Here is a 22,624-nt window from a genome sequence, read left to right as displayed (position 1 = left end):
CGACATGTATGAGCAAAATCGATCTTTCAGCGTGGATCGGACGTCGTCAGGAAAGCCAGGACCGCATCAGCTTCAACCTGGTCAAACGCATTGCCGCCACCTTGAGCGAAGTGGCGCCACTGCCTGGCGAAGCGCTGCCGCCGCTGTGGCACTGGGCGTTCTTCCAGGAGCCGGTTGCCGCCAGCGAACTGGGCCCGGACGGCCATCCGGCGCTCGGTGGCTTCCTGCCGCCAGCCCACAACCGCAATCGCATGTGGGCCGGTAGCCGAATCGAGTTCTACCAGCCCCTGAAGGTAGAGGCGGATGTGAGCTGTGTATCGACCATTCTCAACGTCGAAGAGAAGCACGGTCGCACCGGCTCGTTGCTGTTCGTCACGGTACGCCATGAGTATTTCCAGGACGGCCAACGCGCCCTGCAAGATGAGCAGGACATCGTCTACCGGGAACCGACGCCACCCAAACTGAGCGGCACCGACGCGCTCCCTGAAGGCCAATGGCGGGACCCGGTCGAACCCTCGCCGACCCTGCTGTTCCGCTATTCCGCGGTCACCTTCAATGGCCACCGGATTCACTATGACTGGCCCTACGTCACAGAGACCGAAGGCTATCCGGGGCTGGTAGTGCATGGTCCATTGATCGCCACCCTCAACTTGCGTGCCTTCACCAGAGCGCACCCGACCGTGCGCTTGAAGCGCTTCGCGTTCCGGGGTGTCAGACCGCTGATTTCACCGCAACCCTTCGAAGTGGGCGGGCGTCTGATCGACAGCGGCAAGGCGCAGGTCTGGGCGGGTAATCAGGACGGCACCGCACAAATCGGTGAAGTCGAGTTCAGCGAGGGAGAAACCCCATGAATCCATCGATCGTTCGCACTGCCCTGTTTGTTCCGGCCACGCGTCCAGAGCGCATCCCCAAAGCTATCGCCACCGGCGCGGACCGGGTCATCGTCGACCTGGAAGATGCCGTACAGGAAAACCTCAAGGAACATGCCCGGGATAACTTGCAGCGCTTCTTGAGTGACCACCCGGACGCCCGGATTCTGGTTCGCGTGAATGCCCCGGATCACTGGGCACACGCTGCAGATCTGGATCTTTGCCGACGCCATGCCGGTGTGACCGCCATTCTGCTGCCCAAGGCTGAAACCTGTGCGCAAGTGCACACCGCAGGCAGCACCGGCAAACCGGTCTGGCCGATCATCGAGAGCGCCAAAGGCTTGGCTGCACTTGGTTCGATTGCCAACGCCCAAGGCGTTGAGCGGTTGTCGTTCGGCAGCCTCGATCTGGGCCTGGACCTGAACCTGACCACCGGCAGCCGTGCCGCCGATGAAGTGCTCAGCCACGCCCGTTATGCCGTGTTGCTCTGGACCCGGGTTGCCGGGTTGGCCCCTGCGCTGGATGGTGTTTTTCCCTCGATCGAGGACACCACCGGCCTGCATGCCGCCGTTGAATTTGCCCGCGACATGGGCTTCGGCGGCGCACTGTGCATCCATCCGAGCCAAGTGGCGATCATCCATCAGGCATTACAACCCACCGCTGAAGAATTGCACTGGGCGCGACGCATCATCGCTGCCGCCAGCTCCGGGGAAGGCGTGTTCGTGATGGATGGGCAAATGGTCGATGCACCGGTCATTGGTCGTGCCCAAGCCATTCTGGCGCGCGCGAACCAGCCACTTTGATTCTCACCCAGCAGGACGGTGTCATGACCCAGATTTCCAGTCTCACCCATGCCATTTCGATCAACCCCGCCACTGGCGAGCAGATCGGCCACTACCCTTTCGAATCCCCATCGACCCTGGACGCCGCATTGTCGCGCGCCGCTGCCGGGTTCCGCGTCTGGCGCAGCAAACCCGTCGATCAACGCTCGCAATTGTTGATCACCCTGGCTCAGGTATTGCGCGACAACGCCGCCACGATGGCGAACATGATCACCCTGGAAATGGGCAAGCCCATCACTCAGGCACGCGGTGAAATCGAAAAGTGCGCACAGCTTTGCCAGTGGTACGCCGAACACGGCCCTGCCATGCTGAGCGCCGAACCGACAACGGTCGAGGGCGGCAAGGCACGCATTGAATACCGCCCGCTCGGCCCGATTCTCGCCGTGATGCCGTGGAACTTCCCGATCTGGCAGGTCCTGCGCGGCGCCGTTCCAGCGCTGATCGCTGGCAACACCTACGTCCTCAAACATGCCCCCAACGTGATGGGCTGCGCCTGGCTGTTGCGGGACGCCTTCAAGCACGCTGACTTTCCCGAAGGTGTTTTCGAGGTCATCAACGTCACGCCGGACGGCGTCTCCACGGCAATCGCCGACCCACGTATCGCCGCGGTGACGCTCACCGGCAGCGTACGGGCCGGCATTGCCATCGGCGCACAAGCCGGTGCAGCCTTGAAAAAGTGTGTGCTGGAACTGGGCGGCTCCGATCCGTTCATTGTGCTCAACGATGCCGACCTCGACGAGGCAGTCAAAGCCGCCGTCATTGGCCGCTATCAGAACACCGGACAAGTCTGCGTAGCCGCCAAACGCCTGATCGTCGAGCAAGGCATTGCCCAGGCATTCACCCACAAATTCGTCGAAGCCACCCGCCAATTGATCGCCGGCGACCCACTGGCCCCAGACACCTACATCGGCCCCATGGCCCGCTTCGACCTGCGCGATGAACTGGATCGTCAGGTTCGCGACACCCTGGAAGAAGGCGCGACATTGCTGATGGGCGGCAAGAAAGCTGAAGGCCCCGGCAACTTTTACGAGCCCACCGTCTTCGCTGACGTCACCGACCAAATGACCTCATTCAAACAGGAACTGTTTGGCCCGGTGGCCTCAATCATCACCGCACGCGACGCCACCCATGCGCTGGAGCTGGCCAATGACAGCGAATTCGGACTGGCCTCAACTATCTACACGGGTAATGCTCAGCTGGCAGAGCAGATGGCTGGTGAACTGGAAACTGGTGGTGTGTTCATCAATGGATATTGCGCGACGGACCCGCGTGTCACGTTTGGTGGTGTGAAGAAAAGCGGTTTTGGCCGGGAGCTGTCGCATTTTGGGGTGCGGGAATTTTGTAATGCACAGACGGTTTGGTTGGATCGACGCTGATTGCATCAATAAGAGGTAGGGGTAAAACTGAGACAAATAAAAAGGGTCGCGAGGTAAAATCTCGCGACCCTTTTTAATTAATTCGTGTCTTCCCTGCAGAAGAGTTACTCAATGCTGAAGAAACAACCGGAAAGCAAAGCAGCGACTGCTGCTGAAATTGAGCGCTCCATCCAGGCCCTGAACAAAATGGCAGAACGCCTTTGGGGGGATGGCCGGGAAGCTGAGGCGAAGGCCCTCCTTGATGCCTTGGACGCACTAAACCGGGCGCTTGATCGGATCAGGATTGGAGAAAGTCGAAGGATTTCGACTCTGCATTAAGACGCACGAGTCAATCGGCGGTTGAGGTTATTCTCAAACGCAGTGGCTTTGACTTTGCAGTCTGGCACAGGCACATTCTGGTGCTACGTGAGGATGGATGCCTAGGTGAGGCTAAAGGAGAATGCCGTGTTTCCGATCAATATCTGGCTTGCCTATACTGCCGCGTGCTTACTATTGGTGCTCGCCCCAGGCCCGGACAATCTGCTGGCCGTAGGCCGAGGACTCAGTCAGGGCAAGATAGCCGCTATCGTGTCGGGGATGGCATCGGGGGCGGGAATTCTCTTTCATGTGGCAACCGCTTCGCTAGGACTGACTTTGCTTATGCAGACGTCCGCAGTTGCCTTCTGGGTCGTCAAACTTATCGGCGCCGGTTATTTGCTTTGGCTTGGCATAAAAGTCCTACGCTCCCGTAGCCTGATCAGCTTCCAGCCAGCAACTCGGCAATCACTGCCGAGCATTTTCCTCACGGGATTACTCTCGGCAGCACTCAATCCGAAGCCTGGGTTTTTCGTCCTTGCGTTCATCCCGCAGTTCGTCGACCCACAACGCGGCTCAGTGAGCGTGCAGATGCTGGTGTACGGCATATGGTTCGCCGCCCTTACGGCAGTGGGATTCGCACTGATGGGCGTATTTGCCACTGTACTGTCCCGATTTTTGCGTCAGAGCCCACGGCTGGTAAATGGCCTGAACGTAGGGGCAGGACTCACCTTCGTCGCTTCGGGAGTATCGATAGCGGCGCTCAGCCAAAAATAGGATCAATGTCTTGGCGCTGCGAGGCTGGAATTCCAGCCTCGCTGGGTTTCTGTGATTATGAGGCTGACGACTTTAAGGCTGATCTTTCGTAAGCAATGGGATGGACACCCACCACCCATAATCGCATCGCTGTGCCAGAGTGGATGCGTCCAGCCAGTACACTTTAGCTGTCAGGTTCAAACGAGTATTCAAATGACACTTGTGCCGGCTCACCATGACCAGCAACGTAGTTACCATTACCGCTAAGATTGACTAGATCCCCCGTGCCTGCACCCTTCACGACACTCCAAGTGCTGCGCGCCTTTCCCTCCGAAAATGATCCCGAATGCCGAACAACAAATGTTCCGCTCTTACCTGCTACCACACCACAAATCCGCTCAAAACCAACAAAGCTAGCTGTGCCGTCGACGCTATAAGACATGAGGTATTCGACGCTACTTGTTCCCTCGATGGCGCCAGCATAGGACTGCGTGACTTTGGCGTGTGAGAGTTTCGGAGTGCCCTCAAGTTCTTGAGACGGCTTCTCGTCCCAGCCAGTAATCTGAAACGTGCAGCTAACAGTCGTTTTCATGGGGATTTAGCTCTTTCGTCGTAGTAAGGGAATGTGCTGGTCTGATGTGCCGGGAACACCGCTCTGCCTAATTATACCCGTTGCCACCTATGCGGCAGCAGTTGCTGAATATCACCAGCCTGGTGCGTAGTCAGGCCGCAGCTCTGTATATCCGCTCGCCTTACCCTGGATGTTTAGCTGCGTGTTTAAGTACACCCGGTGTTACTTCATCGAGGCTACAACGCCTTGCGTCGTTGCCTACGACTGCGCCAGAATCCGCCGGCTTGTGCGCTTTGGGCTCGGGTTTTATCGTTTCCCGGTCACTGAAAAACAGTGATCGGGTTTGGTAGCCCGTTCGTATCACGGCGCACGGCATCACCTATTATGGTGGCCATGCGCGGGGCTCTTTCGAGGGCGCCGGGTTCCTGATGCGACCGGTCTACCAACCCGCGTATGGCCATCACCCTAATTCGTTTGGTAGCGAATGTGATGGCTCCCATTTAAATAAACTCGCATCAGGAGTTTCATCCATGTTCAAACCTACACCCAATCCGCCTGCCACAGACCCGATATCCCCCTACGAATCACTCGATTCAAAAAAACTCCACGAAGCCGCCGAACGCGCCCTCGACCACTACCTCAACCCGGCCGCCCAGATCATGGCCACGGCCAACGAACCCGAGCCCATGTACCTCGCCAACCCGAAGTACAACACCGAATCCCTGCTGGCCAACGCCAGCGAAACACTCGGCTCGGCCACCCTCATGCTCAACAACTTCGCAGCATTGCTGGAGACCTCACATCGCAAGACCCTGCTGGGCATTGCGCAAGTGGTCATGCTCGGTGAACTGGCAGTGAACCAGGCACTGGATCACGTCGAATTGAAGGAGTAATCGTCGTGCCCTGTGGCGAGGGTGCATACCATCGCCACGGGGAATATTCTCAAAATCAGTGTCACCCGATCCGTATACAGACACTCTGCACCCGTAGAGTTGCATGTCGGGGCGGACCTACCTATGCAAGTAGAGGACTAGCGATGTATTTTTGACCAATGACCCTACATCGCAGCCTCATTTACGCATCGACACTCCTATGCACCGCTTGCGCAAAAACAGCCAGCATCCCGCCAACCGACCTGACACTGTCGTCTTTTGGGCTTGGGCCAAATAATCTTTACACAATCATCTTCACGTCAAACATCGATTTACTGAACGCCTTCAACACATACGAAAACGCCAACCAGTTAACGCCGATGTTGACCTGCTCTCTGGACAATGACTTGGACTTCTCGGTGGATCACTCCATCAACGTGAAAGCAGAGGGACGAGTGACCTCAGAGAGAAAAAACAAAACCAACCATACCTTTCTAGCAGATCTTGTTTTTTATCATACCAATCGTGATGGAACCCAACTTGATCTAAATAGCTATGACGTAATCAAGCCGCTAATTGCAGCCCAAACAGAAATTCCTTGCAAGGTCCGCATAACGGCGTATGGCTATAAAGCCTATTACACCAACACCTTACTCATCCCATCTGCACTCATGATGGATCAGATGAGTCAATAAGCTCGCCCACCGTTACGCCGTGTGAGCATCGACATCTGACGGTGCCAAACCCATCATCGAGTGTCCGCCTACGGACAGAAGCAACTCAATTATCAAGCTGGGGCGGGACAAATACCGAATTGGTATCACATTCGAAAAATTCATCCAGAACCAGCCGTTCTGTGAGGGTAAAACACCCATGCTTGCAGGGGCGCCAAAAAGCTATACGGACCAGTCATTGGGGACGGCGCCCACTGCTATCGAAGCCATACCGTGACTAACTATGGCACTATGGCTCACGTAATCAGCTGTCAACTTAAACATTGTAAATATTGTTGTACGCAGTTTCTGCCTGGGGCATCCTTCGCGACGCAAATTTACATGGACGGTAAAATTGGATGCGCTCTTCACCTATGGACGTGCCTGCCCCCTGCGCCTGCACGCTCGATACCTCGCATCATCCCAGCGGCCTGAAAACCTCATTACGTCTTTATGGGTTAGTTCGCATCCTCGGGTTCAGCGACATACCTGCGAGCACACCGGTTGAAATTCTTTGCACGACGTCCGGCGAAGGCAAGGCGATCCGGGCCTTCATTTCCAGACTGGACGCTGAGTTGGTCGTCAGGTCTATGCCCGGCACGGGCTATCACGTCGTACCGCTGGCGCAATTCGACCCCACTGGATTTATCCAGCAACACCAGGGCTGGCTGACCGTCCACATCACCTGTGGTTTTTCCTCACAGCGCGGCAGGTTACGACTTGCAAACGGCGACTTGCCAAGCTTGGGCTGGTTTATCCATGCCCAGACAGGCCCCTGGAGCCCGGGGCGCTTCATCCACTGGGGCGAAGAAGTCGCCGAGATACTGATCGACGCCTTCCGCAGCGTTGGCATGCCCAATTACAACGCCTGGCTCAACCAGCTTGATGACTATTCCATTCAGGCCATGGACAACTGCGTCGAAATCGCCTGGCAGACGTTGTTGACCTGCCGTCCCATGCGCGAAAACTACCGAGCACTGTTCAACCCTATGGATGAGTGCTGGCGCTTTTCCGACTCGCCAATCGACCACTATTACCCCATTTGAAACCTTGAAAAGGAACTTCCCATGAGTGGCAAACCTGCTGCCCGAGTGACAGACCCCACCAGTTGCCCACTTCCGGGACATGGCACAAATCCGATTGCCAGCGGCTCCCCCAATGTGAACTTCGATGGCCTTGCCGCCGCTCGTATGACCGATAAATCCGCATGTGGCAGCCCGATCACCGGCGCCGTTAGCGCTACGGTTCTCATCAATGGGCTAAATGCCGCTACTCAAGGCAGTACAGGTGGCCACGGCAATGTGGTTATGGCTGGATCCGGTACGGTCATTATTGGCGACACCTTCGTAGCAGCCCCCTTCAGCGGCCTGCTACCGATGCCAGTGCACTTCAGCGACAAGTTCAGACTGGTTGACCAAGACTCGGGCGAGCCACTACCCAATCTTGATTACGCCATCCAGCGCGCTGACGGCAGCATGGAACACGGCGTAAGTGATCCGATGGGGTATACGCATGTAGTGAGTTCGCACCTACCCGAAACAATCAAACTGTTTCTCGAGGACTAAGACATGGCAGCGGACGCTCTTCATACAACCAACTGCACACAATCCTCCCCAGACCAAAGAGCAAATTTCATCATTTCTGTTTTCCCAGAGGGGCAGACAGAGAACGTCAAAATCTCTATGGGTGACTTTCATCATGGCTGAAGTGATTAGCAAGAATGGCAGAAAAATGTCTCCCGTAGCCACAAGAACGGTGACGCCTGTCAAAGACTCCACCCCAAAAACTGTTTCGCTGGACGCCAAGCAACAGGTAAGACGGGCCGAGAATGCTGAGTTTCTAAAAAACAAAAATGTGAAAGCCTTTTTGGATACCCTCGCACAAGTCGAAGGTGGCGATTATCACGCAAAATTTGGATATGGTTGGGCACAGGGCTGGAAAACCGGAAAGTGGACATTCAGTGATGAGTCTACCCACCCCGGAGCAGGTTATGGCGGTTCAACGACAGCGTCCGGAAGGTATCAAGTTACGAAAGCCACATGGGCGGAGCTCTGCGTTAAAGCAATGGGATTATCCGACTTCACACCAGGAACACAGGATTTGATTGCAGTTGAACTGCTGCGCAACGTGAACGCAATCGAACCATTAATCAATGGCGACTTAAAAGTTGCAGTGGAAAAAGCCTCAAAAAAATGGGAAGCCTTACCCATGGGCCCTGGCTTGGCGAATCGGCCAATCAAAGGAAAACCATCGGGCCAACCATATACTGAGTACGGCGAAGTAGAAAAAATATATAAAAACTTTGGTGGTACTGTTAAATGAAGCTGCAAACATTCCTCATCAGCCTTTTTTGCTGCGCCAGTTTTTTTGCCAACGCAACAGACGTCCCTATAAAAGAGGGGATGCCCTTTTTAAAAGCCAGAAAAGCATTAATTCAAAATGGCTGGAAGCCGAACCCAACCTATTCAGGTGAGTTTGGGGTCGAGAACATCATCATGAGAAATGGTTTCAAAGAGATCGAATCTTGCACGGAGGGCGTCCGGTACTGCAGCTTCAATTACATCAAGAATGAAACCTGCCTTGGTGTGGGAACTGTCGGCGAAAAGATTAAAGAAATGAAGATTTATTCCTGGAACTTCAAATGCCCGGAGAAGGATTGAGGGCTGACGCTATGCCATGGGACAGGGCGTTCAGGGTCACAGGCAGAATGCTCGCTCATGTCGGCGACCCGCCCCGCACGCGGCTGAAAATGAAGCAGTGATCAAGCGGCACGCCTGGAGAGCGTCAGTGTGAGGAGGTGATGCAGATTACCTCCTACTACAAGCCCAGTAGAAAGCCCGGCGCTGAGCCGGGCGAGGAGTTGCTGCAGCGAGGCTCACTGGACTTTCTGCACCTTGGTAAACTTGAAGAGAAAATCAGGATCAGTCATCGTTCCATTCTCTGTCATGTTTTTTGGCTTGCCGATGGCGCCGGAGAACACCACCAGATCATCTTCCTCCAACTCTGCTATCGCGTCATACAAAGGCGATCCGCTTTTGATAAGAGTCTTCGAGCCGGTATCAGAAAAACTGTTGTTCCAAGTACCCAAAGTCATATCGTCTGTCATTGGGTGAATGATTAGATACGCATCACCGTCGCCGGTGGTACCCATTTTTTCGACCGTCCCATACCAACCATCAACCTTGTTCGATTTCCCTGGCAGCTTTGAAATAGCTTCCAAGCGCTTCTTCACGAGAGCTGACTTCTTTAGTTCGTTGGGTGCCTGCTCGTACTGTGTTGCGTAGTCTTTGACCACATCGATAAACCCTTGCTGGAACGGGCTAACCGTAACCGGTTTCGTTTCTGCGCCGGCGTGAGAGCTTAGGAGGATTGCAAATAGAACACCCGCAACTCTTTTCATGACAAATCCCTGTTCAATTGTTGGATACGGCACCGACTGAGGAGCTCAAAAAAACGATCAGACTCTGCTCCATTGCCATCAGTGATGGCTAGATGCCGTCTCACTTTAGCTGCATAACCCGGGATGTGGAACGGCTGTATCGTCTGCTAATGGTGAACTGGCTACTCGGAATGATACGGTCAAGCTACAAACCCTCCCCGGGCGCCCCTTGTAGAGGTGAGAACATGGCCGTACTCGAAAAGCGCTCCCCCCGCGAGTCGTTCACCAAGAAGCTGGAGCATATCTGCCAGAGGCTGGACGAGGCATCGACCCGCACCATCGCTCACAAAGACTTCTTCAGCAAAGCAGCAACATCCCAGGTCGAGATCACCTCGCTGTGGGTGGTTGGCTCGTATGCCCGAGGCGCGATGATTTGCGGAGACTTGGACCTTGTTCTTGAGTACAGGGTCGTTGAAGGACAGCATCCCTCGCCTCGGACCATGACCAGGACTTTCTTCGGCACGCCTCAGTACGTTAGCTATTACTTTGGGACACCGGAGAGCAGCACGTCTGGCGTCGTGTTCACGAGCGCGGTTCAGATCTGGGCCGGACCTGGCTGTGATTGGAGAGCTGCTCTTGATTTGATAACGCCGGATCCCAGCGCCAGCCGCGCGGAACGAGAGACTGACTCGATCCCCTTACGACCAGAACAGCTCTACATGGAGCCTGAACGCCTTCAGGAATTAGTTGCGTTGGAGAAACGTGGAATTCTCGAATGGGAGTTTATAGAGATCACCGCGGCAGACCTCGAGCCGGTACCGACAGAAGAGATCAGCGAGCGGGATAGAAAGCTCCTTCGGATCGCCCCCATGATGGCGAAGAAATCCCAGGTGCTGATACCCGCGATAATTCGACTGATGACAAAGCACGAACGCTTTGGAGTCTGGGACTCCTCAGACAGCTATCGCGTAACGTTAGGATGCGGGGCCACAGCTCTACTCCTGGGGCGCCCTGCCTTGCCATACAACCCGTTCGACGATGAACCGACCATCAAGCAGTACGCGCTCATCCCGCATATCAGCCGGAAGGGCCCTAACGGTGCCTGGATAATTCGGCGCGGGCCCAACCATCCAGACGCTCAAGCTCTCGCAAACAGGCATGCCTATTATCTCGTTAGCTCAGGGTCCCCAGAGACCGTGATGCATCGGGATCGCTATAAAACTTGGTCGACGGAAATACTGGAGCTATTCCGCACGCAAGAAGAAGCCAGAGAGTTTGCTGCCATGTTGGATGAGGAGGATGAGTCGCCAGAGACAGAGATTGGTAGAGCCGAAGGGCTAGACCTGATCTCGCTCTTTGCATTGGTGGACGTCGTCGAGATTGGGGAGCATCAGCTAGCGATGACACACGCCGGCGCAGCCTACTTTGAACGAGACAAGGCAACGATGAACGAGATCGTGGTAGCCCCTCCTTTGTCCAACCAGATCAGCTCTGAAGCTTAAGCCGAGAGAGATCAGACAACAAAAAGCCCGCGTATTGCGGGCTCTCTGTATGGGGTCAAATCCTTTTGTCCGTTCAATCTGCGCTCCGTTCTGTGAGCGCTTCGTGAAAAGCATGTCGCAGATACGAAAAAGCCCACACAGGGCGGGCTTATCCAAGCATCAAAACATTGGGTCGCTATTTTATTTGTTTCGGCGCATACATGGCGCCGATCTTTAAAGCCTCATCCTTGCCGCCCTTGAGTGTTGGTGCCTTTTTCAGGATGTACTCTGGAAATCTAGTGACGAGATAGTCATATCTGAACCATCTACGGAATTCAGCTAGCGCGTCGTTCGGATAGGCGCTAGCTTCCTGTGGGTTGCTCTTGGCCTGCGGGTATCTGTCAGGATAGTTGTGTTGGCAAGGGACTCTTTCCCCAAAGATCGAGCCGTAATTGAATTCTTTCCAGTGCTTCGCCCACATCTGACCAACGCTTATATCAGGGATGGTTTTATGATTGACAGTCAGGTCAGCCGTGATCAAATCTACGATTAAGCCGGTTATCTCATTGAAAACTATGAAATAACCCAAAGGTGCAGCATTGTTTAGGATTGAAACCCTCTCATGGTGATACTGCCATTTATCGCCAGGGGTGTAGTTGAGGGAGTCATAGATGAATCGACGCAATCCGAGGGCTGCAAAGCTTCTGTAGTTGTCAGTCGCTTGCTTGTTCGGTGATTTTGCCTCAAATGCGTAGTATTCCAGAATGGCCATGCAGACTACGTCAGGGTAAGCGTAATGCGGCTTCCCTTCTCGCGTGGTCTCAATGTACAGGGAGCGTTCCGTATACCCCTGAGTGAACAGGTATTCTTTGATAAAAGAAATTCTGTCCTTCGTTATGACAGCGTCATCAAAATGGTCGATCCATTCTTGGGAAATATCCTGAATTGCACTACGTGGCGCGCCCGTGGCCAGTGCAAGGCCGCGCTGAGTGAGGAAGGGGATGCCATTTTCCAGAATGCCCATCTCGATTCCGTTTACGTCTCGCTGGACTTCTACGCCCAAATCAAGAGTGAACTGTTTTTTGATGGCCTGCAAACCGCTATTTTTCATCGCTATACCCTTGATATACAACAAAAAAATGATGGCCTGCAACACGAAGGATTTAGCGGATCAATTCTTCCGCGCTACATTTCCCCAGCATTCCATTTACTCAGCTCTCTCCCGTACAATCCTTCCTGCTTTCACCTCGTCGGCGTGAGCGGTCAACCGATCCTCAGCTTCCTGGAAGCTTGCTACGATCTTCAGAAGCTCCTTAGCCGTTCGCCTGCCCAGCTTTCGATAGCTGCATCAGATCGACGCCTGACCACTTCAGCAGGGCAGTTGGTCAACCTCATGACAGCCTCCAGCACTCGCCAAGAGCATCAGATTACCTAGCTTTAGCGCTCTTGATATCGCTGATGATTTGCTGAGCGATGGCTTCCACCTGCTCCTTAGTCATAGCCGACATGACTCCTTCCCAAGCAGACGAAGAAGTGTCATATGTCCGGGTACCGATCAGGCGTCCCGACTTCAGATCTGAGTAGTCCGCACTCGAGTTAACCCAGGCATTACCGACCATCACGCCAGCACCATAGCGAGCGCCTGGAGTGAGGTATCGAAAGTTAGTCACGTTGATCTTGATGCCTACACCGTCTTTGTCAGYGGGACTTAAAGCTTGTGTTTCAGCAAGACTATAGCCGGCACGGGTTGCTTCGTTGTGCAGAGCTTCACTCCACTCTTGCTTCAAACGAGGCCAGTCCTCATTCTGTTGAACCTTGCTGTTGCCTTGGAATTTAACGACCAGGTTGTGTTTGGCGGACTCAGGAATGGCAAGCGTTTCGGTACCGCCGCTTTTCACTGAGGCCGCGCAGCCGCTCAGAAGCGATACGGCAACAAAGCACGAGGCGACGAACACAGACTTAGTGGCTTTCATAGAATTTCCATATCCCAAAAAGTGTGCATGCACACAATAAAATGAGCTTTAACGGATCGGTTCTGTGGAGAGTTGAAGCCCTGCGACTTTCGCCAATCCTGATTTGATCCAATGTCCGATTTAACGCATCTAAAGCATCGAGGAGGGCTTTCGCCTCGGCTTCTCGCCCCCCTCCATAGACGTTCGGCCATTTTGTTCAGCGCCTGGATGGACCGCTCAATATCAGCAGCAGTCGCTGACGCTATGTCTTGAGGGTGTATCTTTAGCATTGTCAGAGCTTCCGCAAGACGTTGTGTTGTCTCCATCTGGCGCGAACACATCGCCCAAACAGGAAACGAGGTGCGCCCTTCTCTCCGGTACGATTTGGTAATGATGTGAAATCTATCACTACTGAAATGCCACTACTAGCAGCTACGAATGGTTTTCATGCTCTCCGAAATTAGCAAATAACAATTAACAATTTGTACTGATAAATTATTTAGCTTTTGCTGATTTTGCATCACTCCTCATTTGCCTAACGGCAAACCCAGAGCCTTCATCCTTTTTTTAAAGCCAACAACGCGGCGGGTCTTTGCTCGCCTTGGAGAAACTGCCTGTAGGCAGCCATTAACCGAGAGGACACACAGTGACCACTCAAGCGCAACCAATCAAGCGAGTTCGCGGAGTTCGGCCAGCGCCTTATAGATCTAGGTATGGCGATGAAACGCGATCAGACTACTGAGTCTCCGCTTGGTGCATGGAACAGAGGTGCGCAACGACTAAAACAGTCCTGCAAACGCACCAAGACGGCGTTCACTTCTACCTGAACACGAAGAGCTCATCACCCAACACCGGGCACAGGAACCGTTCACCAAGATCCGGGTTCACGACCTGAAGCACACCTTTGGCAGAAGGCTGCGGGCAGCAGGCGTGACCGAAGAGGATCGAAAGGCTTTGCTCGGACACAAGAACGGCAGCATCACCAGTCACTACTCGGCCGCAGAGCTGGACCAACTGATTGAAGCTGCGAATAAGGTATCAGTAACCGATTCGCGCGCACCAGCGCAGACGATTCTGAAAAGGAAGCAGGCGTGAGAACTCGAGAAATCACGCAAATATCACGCGCATGAAAAAGGCCAATGCTGCGAACATTGGCCTAAGCCATTGAAAAATATGGTCGGGACGGAGTGATTCGAACACTCGACCCCTAGCACCCCATGCTAGTGCGCTACCGGACTGCGCTACGCCCCGACTAGGCGTTGACTCTGTCCCTCATCTCGAGGAACGCTCAAGAATATATCGCAAGCTTTTGAAAACTGGAAGTATTTAAAAGCAGGAATTTATTTCTTGAGGACCACCAGAACATCTTCCAGCTCGGCGATCATCTGGCGGATCATTTGTTTGTATTGGGTGGTGTCGTCTTTGGCTTCATCGCCGGACAAACGCAAGCGTGCGCCGCCGATGGTGAACCCCTGATCGTAAAGAAGCGCGCGGATCTGCCGGATCATCAGCACGTCCTGGCGCTGATAATACCGGCGGTTGCCGCGGCGTTTGACGGGGTTGAGTTGAGGAAACTCCTGCTCCCAGTAGCGCAGCACGTGTGGTTTTACCGCACACAGCTCGCTGACTTCACCGATGGTGAAGTAGCGTTTGCCCGGGATGACGGGTAGTTCGTCGTTATGACTTGGTTCCAGCATAAGCCTCAACTCGGGCCTTCAACTTCTGCCCTGGACGAAAGGTGACCACACGGCGAGCCGTGATCGGGATTTCTTCTCCCGTTTTCGGATTGCGGCCAGGCCGCTGGCGTTTGTCCCGAAGGTCGAAATTGCCGAAACCGGACAATTTGACTTGTTCGTTGTCTTCGAGCGCGTGCCTGATCTCCTCGAAAAACAGTTCGACCAATTCCTTGGCCTCCCGCTTGTTCAGGCCCAGCTCTTCGTACAGACGTTCCGCCATCTCAGCTTTCGTCAAAGCCCCCATACGTCACTTCCTTAACGTGGCGTTCAACCTTTGTTCGAGCGAGGTGAGGATGTTTTGCGTTGCGGTATTCACCTCATCGTCATTAAGAGTGCGCGATGGATGCTGCCAGGTCAAGCCGACTGCAAGGCTTTTTCTATCAGGATCAATGCCTTTACCCTGATACACGTCAAATAGCCTGAGGTCCGTGAGCCATTCGCCTGCATTTTCACGGATTACATCCAGAACAGCACTGGCCGCCACGTCCGTGGCCGCAATCAATGCCAAGTCACGACGCACTTCAGGAAAGCGCGACAACTCGCTGAATTTTGGCATTTTCCCCAACGCCACTTCGGCCAGGACCAGCTCGAAAACGAAGACCGGACGGTCGAGGCCGAGGGTTTTCGACAATTCAGGGTGGATGGCACCAACGTAGCCGACCAGGCGACCATCACGCTCGACGCGCGCGGTTTGACCCGGGTGCAACGCAGGGTGTTTGCCCGGCACGAACGTGAACGCGTCCAGTGCACCGGCGAAGCCCAGCAATGCTTCCACATCGGCTTTGACGTCGAAGAAATCCACGACATCGCGACCTTGCGCCCAGCCTTCCGGCAGACGGCTACCGCACACCACACCGGCCAGCATCGGCTCTTGCTTCAGGCCTTCCAGCTGACCGACGAAACGCAGGCCGCTTTCGAACAGGCGGACGCGATCTTGCTGGCGGTTCAGGTTGTGCTGAAGCGCCTTGACCAGGCCCGGCCACAGGGACGAACGCATGGCAGCCATGTCGTTGGAAATCGGATTAGCCAGCAGCAGCGGCTCGACACCCGGATTAAACAACTCGAACTGTTTCGGATCGATGAAGCTGTAGGTGATCGCTTCCTGATAACCACGGGCCACCAGCAGACGACGCAGCTCAGGCAGATCGCTACGCGCTTCAGCCTTGGCTTGTGGCGCCAGACGGGCTTGCGGGTAGCGAACCGGCAGACGGTTGTAACCGTACAGACGGGCCAGTTCTTCGATCAGGTCGACTTCCAGGCTGATATCGAAACGGAAGCTTGGCACTTCAACGCGCCACTGCCCTGCCCCTTCGGCAGTAATGGTCAGGCCCAAAGCGCTGAGCAGACGCTCGACTTCGGCCGAATCCATTTCCATGCCCAGCATCTGGGTGATGCGTTGGGCACGCAGGGTGATCGGAGCGATCGATGGCAGGTGCTGCTCGCTGACGGTTTCGATGATCGGGCCGGCTTCGCCACCGGTGATGTCCAGCAGCAGGCCAGTGGCGCGCTCCATGGCTTCACGGGCCAGCTTCCAGTCCACGCCACGCTCGTAACGGTGCGAGGCGTCGGTATGCAGGCCGTAGGAACGCGCCTTGCCAGCGACGGCAATCTGGTCGAAGAACGCGCTTTCCAGGAAAATATCGCGGGTGGTCGCGGTGTTGACGCCGCTGTGCTCGCCCCCCATGACGCCGGCGATAGCCAAGGCACGGGTGTGGTCGGCGATCACCAGCGTATCGCTACGCAGGCTGACTTCCTGACCGTCGAGCAGCACCAGCTTCTCGCCATCTTCGGCCATGCGCACGCGGATGCCGCCATTGATTTCGGCGAGATCGAATGCGTGCAGCGGCTGGCCCAGTTCCAGCATCACGTAGTTGGTGATGTCGACGGCGGCGTCGATGCTGCGCACGTCGGCGCGACGCAGGCGCTCGACCATCCACAGTGGCGTAGGCTTGGACAGGTCGACGTTACGGATCACGCGACCCAGGTAACGCGGGCAAGCGTTCGGCGCCAGCACTTCGATCGAACGCACTTCGTCGTGCACGGCAGGAACGCTGGCAACTGCCGGGCGCACCACCGGGGCGGCGTAAAGCGCACCGACTTCGCGGGCCAGACCGGCCAGAGACAGGCAGTCACCGCGGTTCGGGGTCAGGTCGACCTCGATGCTGGCGTCTTCCAGGTTCAGGTATTCACGAATGTCCTGACCGACCGGCGCATCGGCCGGCAATTCCATCAGGCCGTCGTTGCCTTCGCCAATTTGCAGCTCAGCCTGGGAGCACAGCATGCCGTTGGATTCAACGCCACGCAGCTTGGCTTTCTTGATTTTGAAATCGCCTGGCAGTTCGGCACCGATCATCGCGAACGGGATCTTCAGGCCCGGGCGCACGTTTGGCGCACCGCACACAACCTGGAAGGTCTCCGCGCCACTGCTGACCTGGCAAACGCGCAGCTTGTCGGCGTCCGGGTGTTGCTCGGTGCTCAGCACCTCGCCCACCACCACACCACTGAATTCACCGGCGGCCGGCGTAACGCTATCGACCTCGAGACCGGCCATCGACAGACGAGCAACCAGCTCGTCGCGATTTACCTGCGGGCTTACCCAGCCACGCAGCCATTGTTCACTGAATTTCATCCTGCTCTCCTAAGAATTCGTTACGACTAGCGAAATTGCGCGAGGAACCGCAAGTCGTTGTCGAAGAACAGACGCAAGTCGTTCACGCCGTAACGCAGCATGGCCAGACGCTCAACGCCCATGCCGAAGGCAAAGCCCGAAAACTCTTCCGGGTCGATCCCGGACATACGCAGCACGTTCGGGTGAACCATGCCGCAGCCCATGACTTCCAGCCAGCCAGTCTGCTTGCAGACACGGCAGCCTTTACCGCTGCACATCACGCACTCCATGTCGACTTCAGCGGATGGCTCGGTGAACGGGAAGTACGAAGGACGGAAACGCACGGCCAGTTCTTTTTCGAAGAACACGCGCAGGAACTCTTCGATGGTCCCTTTCAGGTCGGCGAAGTTGATATCGCGGTCGACCAGCAGGCCTTCGACCTGGTGGAACATCGGCGAGTGGGTGATATCGGAGTCGCTGCGGTACACACGGCCTGGGCAGACGATGCGGATCGGCGGCTGTTTCGATTCCATGGTGCGGACCTGTACCGGCGAGGTATGGGTGCGCAGCAACATGTTGGCATTGAAATAGAAGGTGTCATGCATCGACCGGGCCGGGTGATGGCCTGGGATGTTGAGCGCTTCGAAGTTGTGGTAATCGTCTTCGACCTCAGGGCCTTCGGCAATGCCGTAGCCGATGTGGGTGAAGAACTGCTCGATACGTTCCAGAGTCCGGGTGACCGGATGCAGACCGCCTGAGGTCTGGCCGCGGCCAGGCAGGGTCACGTCAATGGATTCGGCGGCGAGCTTGGCCGCAAGATCAGCCTCCTCGAACAACGCCTTGCGCGCATTGAGAACCTCTGTGACACGCTCCTTGGCAACGTTGATCAGTGCGCCGACTTGCGGACGCTCTTCTGCCGGCAAACTCCCCAGGGTCTTCATCACCTGAGTCAATTCACCCTTTTTGCCAAGGTAGTGAACCCGGATTTGCTCCAGGGCATTGATATCTTCAGCGCTTTGCACAGCCTCTAGTGCTTGAGAGACGAGCGCATCCAGGTTTTCCATGTACAGACTCCAGATACAAAATAGGGGAAGAGCTTGAAGGCTCTTCCCCTATTTATGACGTTTAACACCTGGCCCCACAGAGGTGAGGCCGGGTGACTGTCGGGGGTACTTAAGCCAAGGTGGCTTTAGCTTTCTCGACAATCGCAGCAAACGCCGCTTTTTCGTTCACTGCCAGATCAGCCAGAACCTTACGGTCGATCTCGATGGACGCTTTTTTCAGGCCGGCGATGAAACGGCTGTAGGACAGACCGTTGATACGTGCACCAGCGTTGATACGAGCGATCCACAGAGCGCGGAACTGACGTTTTTTCTGACGACGGTCACGGTAGGCGTATTGGCCTGCCTTGATTACCGCTTGCTTGGCAACACGGAATACGCGCGAGCGAGCGCCGTAGTAGCCTTTAGCAAGTTTCAGAATTTTTTTGTGACGTTTACGGGCAATGACGCCACGCTTTACACGAGCCATGAGTTACTTCCTCTATTCTTGACTAAAATTAACGAAGGCGCAGCATGCGCTCGACTTTTGCCACGTCAGACGGATGCAGCAAGCTGCTACCGCGCAGTTGACGCTTACGCTTKGTCGACATTTTRGTCAGGATGTGGCTCTTGAAAGCGTGCTTGTGCTTGATACCGTTAGCAGTTTTCAAAAACCGCTTAGCAGCACCACTTTTCGTTTTCATTTTTGGCATGTTCGGATACTCCGCATTCAGTTGATAAACATAATCAGAAGGCCTGCCGTGCCCTGTTGATTACTTCTTCTTTTTCGGGGCGATGACCATGATCAGCTGGCGTCCTTCCATCTTAGGATGCTGTTCGACCGAACCGTACTCGAGCAAGTCACCTTCAACTCGCTTGAGGAGTTCCATCCCCAGCTCCTGGTGGGCCATCTCACGGCCGCGGAATCGCAAGGATACCTTGGCCCTGTCCCCGTCACTCAGGAAACGTACCAGGTTGCGCAGTTTTACCTGGTAATCCCCTTCCTCCGTCCCTGGACGAAACTTGATTTCTTTAACCTGAATCTGCTTCTGGTTTTTCTTGGCCGCGGCAATCTGCTTCTTCTTTTCGAAGATCGATTTGCCGTAGTCCATCAGTTTGCAAACAGGGGGTACTGCATCGGCGGAAATTTCCACCAAATCCAGTTTGGCCTCTTCAGCCTTAAGAAGCGCGTCTTCAATTGACACAATCCCAAGCTGTTCACCTTCAGCCCCAATTAACCGAACCTCGCGTGCCGAGATATTCTCGTTGATCGGGGCTTTCGGTGCAGCTCGTTTATCTTGTCTCATTTCACGCTTAATAATAATTACTCCGAATCTGGGCGACCACGCCGGGAAACCGCTTGCGCGAGAAACTCAGCGAACTGGGCGACGGGCATCGAGCCCAGGTCAGCACCTTCACGAGTACGCACAGCGACAGTCTGCATCTCGACTTCCCGATCTCCGATAACCAAGAGATAGGGAACCTTGAGCAAAGTATGCTCGCGGATTTTAAAGCCGATCTTTTCATTTCTCAAGTCAGACTTGGCACGAAATCCGCTTTCGTTGAGAGTTTTTTCAACCTCAGCGGCAAAATCGGCCTGTTTGTCAGTGATGTTCATGATCACTGCCTGGGTCGGCGCCAGCCACGCGGGGAATGCTCCCTCGTAGTGCTCGATCAGGATCCCGACGAAACGTTCGAAGGAGCCGAGGATCGCCCGGTGCAACATCACCGGGTGCTTGCGACTGTTGTCTTCAGAGACGTATTCGGCTCCCAGACGGACAGGCAGGTTAAAATCGAGCTGAAGGGTACCACACTGCCAGACGCGACCGAGGCAATCTTTCAGCGAGAACTCGATCTTCGGACCGTAGAACGCACCCTCGCCCGGCTGCAGATCGTACGGCAGGCCCGCACTATCAAGGGCTGCGGCCAATGCCGCTTCGGCGCGATCCCACAACTCGTCGGAACCGACGCGTTTTTCCGGACGAGTGGACAGTTTCATTTCGACTTCTTTAAAGCCGAAGTCGGCATAGACGTCCATGGTCAGCTTGATGAACGCGGCGGATTCGGCCTGCATCTGCTCTTCAGTACAGAAGATGTGAGCATCGTCCTGAGTGAAGGCGCGAACGCGCATGATGCCGTGCAGCGCACCCGACGGCTCGTTACGGTGGCAGGCACCGAACTCGGCCAGACGCATCGGCAGCTCGCGGTAGCTTTTCAGGCCCTGATTGAACACCTGCACGTGGCACGGGCAGTTCATCGGCTTGATGGCGTAGTCGCGGTTTTCCGACTGCGTGGTGAACATGTTGTCGGCGTAGTTGGCCCAGTGCCCGGATTTCTCCCACAGGCTGCGGTCAACGACTTGTGGAGTCTTGATCTCCAGGTAACCGTTGTCGCGCTGAACCTTGCGCATGTACTGCTCGAGCACCTGGTACAGAGTCCAGCCGTTCGGGTGCCAGAACACCATGCCCGGCGACTCTTCCTGGGTGTGGAACAGGCCCAGACGCTTGCCGATCTTGCGGTGATCGCGCTTTTCAGCTTCTTCGATGCGCTGGATGTAAGCCGCCAGCTGCTTCTTGTCCGCCCATGCGGTGCCGTAAACGCGCTGCAATTGCTCGTTCTTGGCATCGCCACGCCAGTAGGCGCCGGACAGCTTGGTCAGCTTGAAGGATTTCAGGAAGCGCGTGTTCGGCACGTGCGGACCGCGGCACATGTCGACGTATTCTTCGTGATAGTACAGGCCCATGGCCTGCTCGTTCGGCATGTCTTCGACCAGGCGCAGTTTGTAGTCTTCGCCACGAGCCTTGAACACTTCGATCACTTCGGCGCGCGGAGTGACTTTCTTGATCACGTCGTAATCTTTCTCGATCAGCTGCTGCATGCGCTGTTCGATGGCGGCCAGGTCGTCAGGCGTGAAAGGACGCTCGAAGGCGATATCGTAATAGAAGCCTTCTTCGATGACCGGACCGATGACCATCTTGGCCGTCGGGTACAGCTGCTTGACCGCGTGGCCAACCAGGTGGGCGCAAGAGTGGCGAATGATCTCAAGCCCCTCTTCATCCTTTGGCGTAATGATTTGCAGCGAAGAATCGCTGTCGATGATGTCGCTGGCGTCGACCAGCTTGCCATTGACCTTGCCGGCTACGGTGGCCTTGGCCAGGCCTGCACCGATGGATGCGGCGACCTCGGCTACGGAAACCGGGTGATCGAATGAACGTTGACTGCCGTCGGGAAGAGTAATAGTTGGCATGGCGCCTCCTCTCCTAGTGGTGACCCCTACCAAAGGTCACGTGGGTTGGGATGAGCCAGTACAAGATCCGATCCAGGCCATTCAATGACGAACGCCTGCCTTACAGCGGCAGGAGCCTTGCGGCCAACCGGAAAACCGAACCAGAGTGACTGGGATTCAAATCAGGGTTATTCGCGTATTTGCCGCTGCCGGGACGGAAGGTCATCCGGAGCCTGCAAACACCCGAGCCAGGCATGCTAGCACAGATGAACGGTCATCGATGCACCGAGGTTTTCTGCTGGGGCAAATCAGGCTTTTTTATGCCAGAGTGCTGAACTTGAACCCCACGTCACCCATCAGATAAAAGACATTGACCCGAAAGGAGCATCTCAGCATGCGTCTGAATCGTTTATTCGCAGTCGTCGCACCCCTCGTCCTGTTGCTGCCGCTGGCCGCCCATGCCGACTGGCCAAAGGGCGAGCGTGAGAAGTACATGGCTCAGTGCACACAAGCCGCGGCCCCTCAGATCGGCGCTGCTGCGGCCAAAGCCCACTGCGCTTGCGGCGCCGACGCGATCAAATCCTACCCGGCCAGCGATATTCAGTCCCTGATGGACAACAAGGCCACCCCGGAACTGCAACAGAAGGCACTGGGCCAGATCGCCAAATGCAAGGCCAATGCACCGGCGAAAAAGTGAGGAAAAAGTCCTTTTGACTCGGCTCAACGCTGATAAAAAGTGATGGATTTCAGCTTTTTCGTACGATTTATGCAGGTTTTACAGCTTTTTTTATTGTCTTTACTTTTGGCTGAAAGCCTTTTAAAACGGGGCTTTCAGCCATACAGAGCAACAAAGAGAACGCGACTGCAGGGCAAACAGCACGTCCGGGGGGCTCCCAAAGCGAACATTTC

The 22,624-nt window shown here is 55.3% G+C and carries 25 protein-coding genes, 1 tRNA gene and 2 pseudogenes; 14 read left to right on the top strand and 14 right to left on the bottom strand.

Translation table 11 applies throughout. The annotated features are described in order from the left end of the window. Window positions 1-8 precede the first annotated feature (8 nt). The 5 genes from AC1D2Q_RS25685 (at window position 9) to AC1D2Q_RS25665 (ending at window position 4,158) form a co-directional block, all read left to right on the top strand. Window positions 9-851 carry an HTD2 family dehydratase gene (locus AC1D2Q_RS25685; protein ID WP_477814991.1) on the top strand — a complete coding sequence of 281 codons (843 nt, stop codon included), beginning with the start codon at window positions 9-11 and terminating at the stop codon, window positions 849-851. Beyond that, window positions 848-1,672: an HpcH/HpaI aldolase/citrate lyase family protein gene (locus AC1D2Q_RS25680; protein WP_477814990.1), complete on the top strand. Its 825-nt coding sequence runs from the start codon at window positions 848-850 to the stop codon at window positions 1,670-1,672. Before AC1D2Q_RS25685 ends, AC1D2Q_RS25680 begins: the two co-directional genes overlap by 4 nt. 23 nt (window positions 1,673-1,695) lie before the next feature. After that, a complete protein-coding gene (locus AC1D2Q_RS25675) occupies window positions 1,696-3,087 on the top strand; it encodes an aldehyde dehydrogenase family protein (RefSeq protein WP_477814989.1) in 1,392 nt (463 codons plus the stop codon). Window positions 3,088-3,198: 111 nt separating this feature from the next. Next, the gene (locus AC1D2Q_RS25670; protein ID WP_018930267.1) at window positions 3,199-3,405 is read left to right on the top strand and encodes a hypothetical protein; all 207 of its coding nucleotides are present in this window, start codon (window positions 3,199-3,201) and stop codon (window positions 3,403-3,405) included. Window positions 3,406-3,531: 126 nt separating this feature from the next. After that, on the top strand, window positions 3,532-4,158 hold the full coding sequence (locus AC1D2Q_RS25665; RefSeq protein WP_026331974.1) for a LysE family translocator: 627 nt from the start codon (window positions 3,532-3,534) through the stop codon (window positions 4,156-4,158). A 163-nt stretch (window positions 4,159-4,321) separates the two neighbouring features. Here the strand turns inward: AC1D2Q_RS25665 and AC1D2Q_RS25660 are convergent, their stop codons facing one another. Then, entirely contained in the window at window positions 4,322-4,729 is a 408-nt protein-coding gene (locus tag AC1D2Q_RS25660) for a DUF3224 domain-containing protein (protein WP_428635648.1), read from the bottom strand. 509 nt (window positions 4,730-5,238) lie between these two features. On the opposite strand from AC1D2Q_RS25660, the gene AC1D2Q_RS25655 reads away from it, so the two are divergent. The 6 genes from AC1D2Q_RS25655 to AC1D2Q_RS25630 all read left to right on the top strand — a co-directional run bounded on the left by AC1D2Q_RS25655 (window position 5,239) and on the right by AC1D2Q_RS25630 (window position 8,953). Next, window positions 5,239-5,601: a DUF6124 family protein gene (locus tag AC1D2Q_RS25655; RefSeq protein WP_477814988.1), complete on the top strand. Its 363-nt coding sequence runs from the start codon at window positions 5,239-5,241 to the stop codon at window positions 5,599-5,601. 158 nt (window positions 5,602-5,759) lie between these two features. Beyond that, window positions 5,760-6,275, top strand: a complete 516-nt coding sequence (locus AC1D2Q_RS25650; RefSeq protein ID WP_477814987.1) for a hypothetical protein — start codon at window positions 5,760-5,762, stop codon at window positions 6,273-6,275. Window positions 6,276-6,667: 392 nt separating this feature from the next. Continuing rightward, entirely contained in the window at window positions 6,668-7,339 is a 672-nt protein-coding gene (locus tag AC1D2Q_RS25645; RefSeq protein WP_477814986.1) for a hypothetical protein, read from the top strand. 21 nt (window positions 7,340-7,360) lie between these two features. Further along, window positions 7,361-7,858, top strand: a complete 498-nt coding sequence (locus AC1D2Q_RS25640) for a PAAR domain-containing protein (protein ID WP_477814985.1) — start codon at window positions 7,361-7,363, stop codon at window positions 7,856-7,858. 133 nt (window positions 7,859-7,991) lie between these two features. Further along, entirely contained in the window at window positions 7,992-8,615 is a 624-nt protein-coding gene (locus AC1D2Q_RS25635) for a lysozyme family protein (protein WP_477814984.1), read from the top strand. Then, window positions 8,612-8,953: a hypothetical protein gene (locus AC1D2Q_RS25630; protein WP_225609277.1), complete on the top strand. Its 342-nt coding sequence runs from the start codon at window positions 8,612-8,614 to the stop codon at window positions 8,951-8,953. Before AC1D2Q_RS25635 ends, AC1D2Q_RS25630 begins: the two co-directional genes overlap by 4 nt. A gap of 215 nt (window positions 8,954-9,168) precedes the next feature. On the opposite strand, the gene AC1D2Q_RS25625 is transcribed toward AC1D2Q_RS25630, so the two are convergent. After that, the gene (locus AC1D2Q_RS25625; RefSeq protein WP_477814983.1) at window positions 9,169-9,693 is read right to left on the bottom strand and encodes a hypothetical protein; all 525 of its coding nucleotides are present in this window, start codon (window positions 9,691-9,693) and stop codon (window positions 9,169-9,171) included. Between the two features lie 224 nt (window positions 9,694-9,917). On the opposite strand from AC1D2Q_RS25625, the gene AC1D2Q_RS25620 reads away from it, so the two are divergent. Beyond that, entirely contained in the window at window positions 9,918-11,174 is a 1,257-nt protein-coding gene (locus tag AC1D2Q_RS25620; RefSeq protein WP_477814982.1) for a hypothetical protein, read from the top strand. A 175-nt stretch (window positions 11,175-11,349) separates the two neighbouring features. On the opposite strand, the gene AC1D2Q_RS25615 is transcribed toward AC1D2Q_RS25620, so the two are convergent. The 3 genes and pseudogenes from AC1D2Q_RS25615 to AC1D2Q_RS25605 all read right to left on the bottom strand — a co-directional run. Next, window positions 11,350-12,264, bottom strand: coding sequence for a BstA C-terminal domain-containing protein (locus tag AC1D2Q_RS25615; protein ID WP_477814981.1), 915 nt, complete (start codon window positions 12,262-12,264; stop codon window positions 11,350-11,352). A 316-nt stretch (window positions 12,265-12,580) separates the two neighbouring features. Next, window positions 12,581-13,126, bottom strand: coding sequence for a hypothetical protein (locus AC1D2Q_RS25610; protein WP_477814980.1), 546 nt, complete (start codon window positions 13,124-13,126; stop codon window positions 12,581-12,583). A 64-nt stretch (window positions 13,127-13,190) separates the two neighbouring features. Then, window positions 13,191-13,395: pseudogene (locus tag AC1D2Q_RS25605) on the bottom strand (hypothetical protein); the annotation flags it as partial. Between the two features lie 577 nt (window positions 13,396-13,972). Between AC1D2Q_RS25605 and AC1D2Q_RS25600 the strand changes: the two are divergent. Next, window positions 13,973-14,200: pseudogene (locus AC1D2Q_RS25600) on the top strand (tyrosine-type recombinase/integrase); the annotation flags it as partial. A 79-nt stretch (window positions 14,201-14,279) separates the two neighbouring features. Here AC1D2Q_RS25600 and AC1D2Q_RS25595 read toward each other — a convergent pair. The 9 genes from AC1D2Q_RS25595 to thrS form a co-directional block, all read right to left on the bottom strand. Continuing rightward, window positions 14,280-14,356 (bottom strand) — tRNA-Pro (locus AC1D2Q_RS25595). 89 nt (window positions 14,357-14,445) lie between these two features. Next, window positions 14,446-14,802, bottom strand: coding sequence for a MerR family transcriptional regulator (locus AC1D2Q_RS25590; RefSeq protein ID WP_003179985.1), 357 nt, complete (start codon window positions 14,800-14,802; stop codon window positions 14,446-14,448). Beyond that, window positions 14,783-15,085, bottom strand: coding sequence for an integration host factor subunit alpha (gene ihfA, locus AC1D2Q_RS25585; protein WP_002553164.1), 303 nt, complete (start codon window positions 15,083-15,085; stop codon window positions 14,783-14,785). The genes AC1D2Q_RS25590 and ihfA overlap by 20 nt, the downstream gene beginning before the upstream one ends. A 3-nt stretch (window positions 15,086-15,088) precedes the next feature. Continuing rightward, the gene (gene pheT, locus AC1D2Q_RS25580; RefSeq protein WP_477814979.1) at window positions 15,089-17,470 is read right to left on the bottom strand and encodes a phenylalanine--tRNA ligase subunit beta; all 2,382 of its coding nucleotides are present in this window, start codon (window positions 17,468-17,470) and stop codon (window positions 15,089-15,091) included. A 26-nt stretch (window positions 17,471-17,496) separates the two neighbouring features. Continuing rightward, window positions 17,497-18,513, bottom strand: coding sequence for a phenylalanine--tRNA ligase subunit alpha (gene pheS, locus AC1D2Q_RS25575; protein ID WP_477814978.1), 1,017 nt, complete (start codon window positions 18,511-18,513; stop codon window positions 17,497-17,499). Between the two features lie 109 nt (window positions 18,514-18,622). Beyond that, window positions 18,623-18,979, bottom strand: coding sequence for a 50S ribosomal protein L20 (gene rplT, locus AC1D2Q_RS25570; RefSeq protein ID WP_007905879.1), 357 nt, complete (start codon window positions 18,977-18,979; stop codon window positions 18,623-18,625). A gap of 28 nt (window positions 18,980-19,007) precedes the next feature. Beyond that, entirely contained in the window at window positions 19,008-19,202 is a 195-nt protein-coding gene (gene rpmI / locus AC1D2Q_RS25565) for a 50S ribosomal protein L35 (RefSeq protein ID WP_002553160.1), read from the bottom strand. A 60-nt stretch (window positions 19,203-19,262) separates the two neighbouring features. Then, window positions 19,263-19,814 carry a translation initiation factor IF-3 gene (gene infC, locus AC1D2Q_RS25560; protein WP_172435341.1) on the bottom strand — a complete coding sequence of 184 codons (552 nt, stop codon included), beginning with the start codon at window positions 19,812-19,814 and terminating at the stop codon, window positions 19,263-19,265. Beyond that, the gene (gene thrS / locus AC1D2Q_RS25555; RefSeq protein ID WP_007940231.1) at window positions 19,814-21,736 is read right to left on the bottom strand and encodes a threonine--tRNA ligase; all 1,923 of its coding nucleotides are present in this window, start codon (window positions 21,734-21,736) and stop codon (window positions 19,814-19,816) included. The genes infC and thrS overlap by 1 nt, the downstream gene beginning before the upstream one ends. A gap of 373 nt (window positions 21,737-22,109) precedes the next feature. Between thrS and AC1D2Q_RS25550 the strand changes: the two genes are divergently transcribed. Further along, window positions 22,110-22,412 (top strand): hypothetical protein, encoded by a 303-nt coding sequence (locus AC1D2Q_RS25550; RefSeq protein WP_477814977.1) that lies wholly within the window; start codon window positions 22,110-22,112, stop codon window positions 22,410-22,412. The last annotated feature ends 212 nt before the right edge of the window (window positions 22,413-22,624 follow it).

The sequence above is a fragment of the Pseudomonas sp. P1_A1 genome, assembly GCF_056406935.1.
This window is presented reverse-complemented; position numbering and strand designations above follow the sequence as displayed.

Excerpts from the sequence above, each read along its gene's own strand:
- AC1D2Q_RS25655 (WP_477814988.1), top strand. The coding sequence starts at position 5,239 with ATGTTCAAACCTACACCCAATCCGCCTGCCACAGACCCGATATCCCCC.
- pheS (WP_477814978.1), bottom strand. The coding sequence starts at position 18,513 with ATGGAAAACCTGGATGCGCTCGTCTCTCAAGCACTAGAGGCTGTGCAA.
- AC1D2Q_RS25620 (WP_477814982.1), top strand. The coding sequence starts at position 9,918 with ATGGCCGTACTCGAAAAGCGCTCCCCCCGCGAGTCGTTCACCAAGAAG.
- AC1D2Q_RS25590 (WP_003179985.1), bottom strand. The coding sequence starts at position 14,802 with ATGCTGGAACCAAGTCATAACGACGAACTACCCGTCATCCCGGGCAAA.
- thrS (WP_007940231.1), bottom strand. The coding sequence starts at position 21,736 with ATGCCAACTATTACTCTTCCCGACGGCAGTCAACGTTCATTCGATCAC.
- AC1D2Q_RS25635 (WP_477814984.1), top strand. The coding sequence starts at position 7,992 with ATGGCTGAAGTGATTAGCAAGAATGGCAGAAAAATGTCTCCCGTAGCC.
- AC1D2Q_RS25670 (WP_018930267.1), top strand. The coding sequence starts at position 3,199 with ATGCTGAAGAAACAACCGGAAAGCAAAGCAGCGACTGCTGCTGAAATT.
- pheT (WP_477814979.1), bottom strand. The coding sequence starts at position 17,470 with ATGAAATTCAGTGAACAATGGCTGCGTGGCTGGGTAAGCCCGCAGGTA.
- AC1D2Q_RS25550 (WP_477814977.1), top strand. The coding sequence starts at position 22,110 with ATGCGTCTGAATCGTTTATTCGCAGTCGTCGCACCCCTCGTCCTGTTG.
- AC1D2Q_RS25645 (WP_477814986.1), top strand. The coding sequence starts at position 6,668 with ATGGACGTGCCTGCCCCCTGCGCCTGCACGCTCGATACCTCGCATCAT.
- AC1D2Q_RS25640 (WP_477814985.1), top strand. The coding sequence starts at position 7,361 with ATGAGTGGCAAACCTGCTGCCCGAGTGACAGACCCCACCAGTTGCCCA.
- AC1D2Q_RS25615 (WP_477814981.1), bottom strand. The coding sequence starts at position 12,264 with ATGAAAAATAGCGGTTTGCAGGCCATCAAAAAACAGTTCACTCTTGAT.
- AC1D2Q_RS25630 (WP_225609277.1), top strand. The coding sequence starts at position 8,612 with ATGAAGCTGCAAACATTCCTCATCAGCCTTTTTTGCTGCGCCAGTTTT.
- AC1D2Q_RS25680 (WP_477814990.1), top strand. The coding sequence starts at position 848 with ATGAATCCATCGATCGTTCGCACTGCCCTGTTTGTTCCGGCCACGCGT.
- rplT (WP_007905879.1), bottom strand. The coding sequence starts at position 18,979 with ATGGCTCGTGTAAAGCGTGGCGTCATTGCCCGTAAACGTCACAAAAAA.
- AC1D2Q_RS25685 (WP_477814991.1), top strand. The coding sequence starts at position 9 with ATGAGCAAAATCGATCTTTCAGCGTGGATCGGACGTCGTCAGGAAAGC.
- AC1D2Q_RS25625 (WP_477814983.1), bottom strand. The coding sequence starts at position 9,693 with ATGAAAAGAGTTGCGGGTGTTCTATTTGCAATCCTCCTAAGCTCTCAC.
- ihfA (WP_002553164.1), bottom strand. The coding sequence starts at position 15,085 with ATGGGGGCTTTGACGAAAGCTGAGATGGCGGAACGTCTGTACGAAGAG.
- AC1D2Q_RS25675 (WP_477814989.1), top strand. The coding sequence starts at position 1,696 with ATGACCCAGATTTCCAGTCTCACCCATGCCATTTCGATCAACCCCGCC.
- AC1D2Q_RS25650 (WP_477814987.1), top strand. The coding sequence starts at position 5,760 with ATGACCCTACATCGCAGCCTCATTTACGCATCGACACTCCTATGCACC.
- AC1D2Q_RS25660 (WP_428635648.1), bottom strand. The coding sequence starts at position 4,729 with ATGAAAACGACTGTTAGCTGCACGTTTCAGATTACTGGCTGGGACGAG.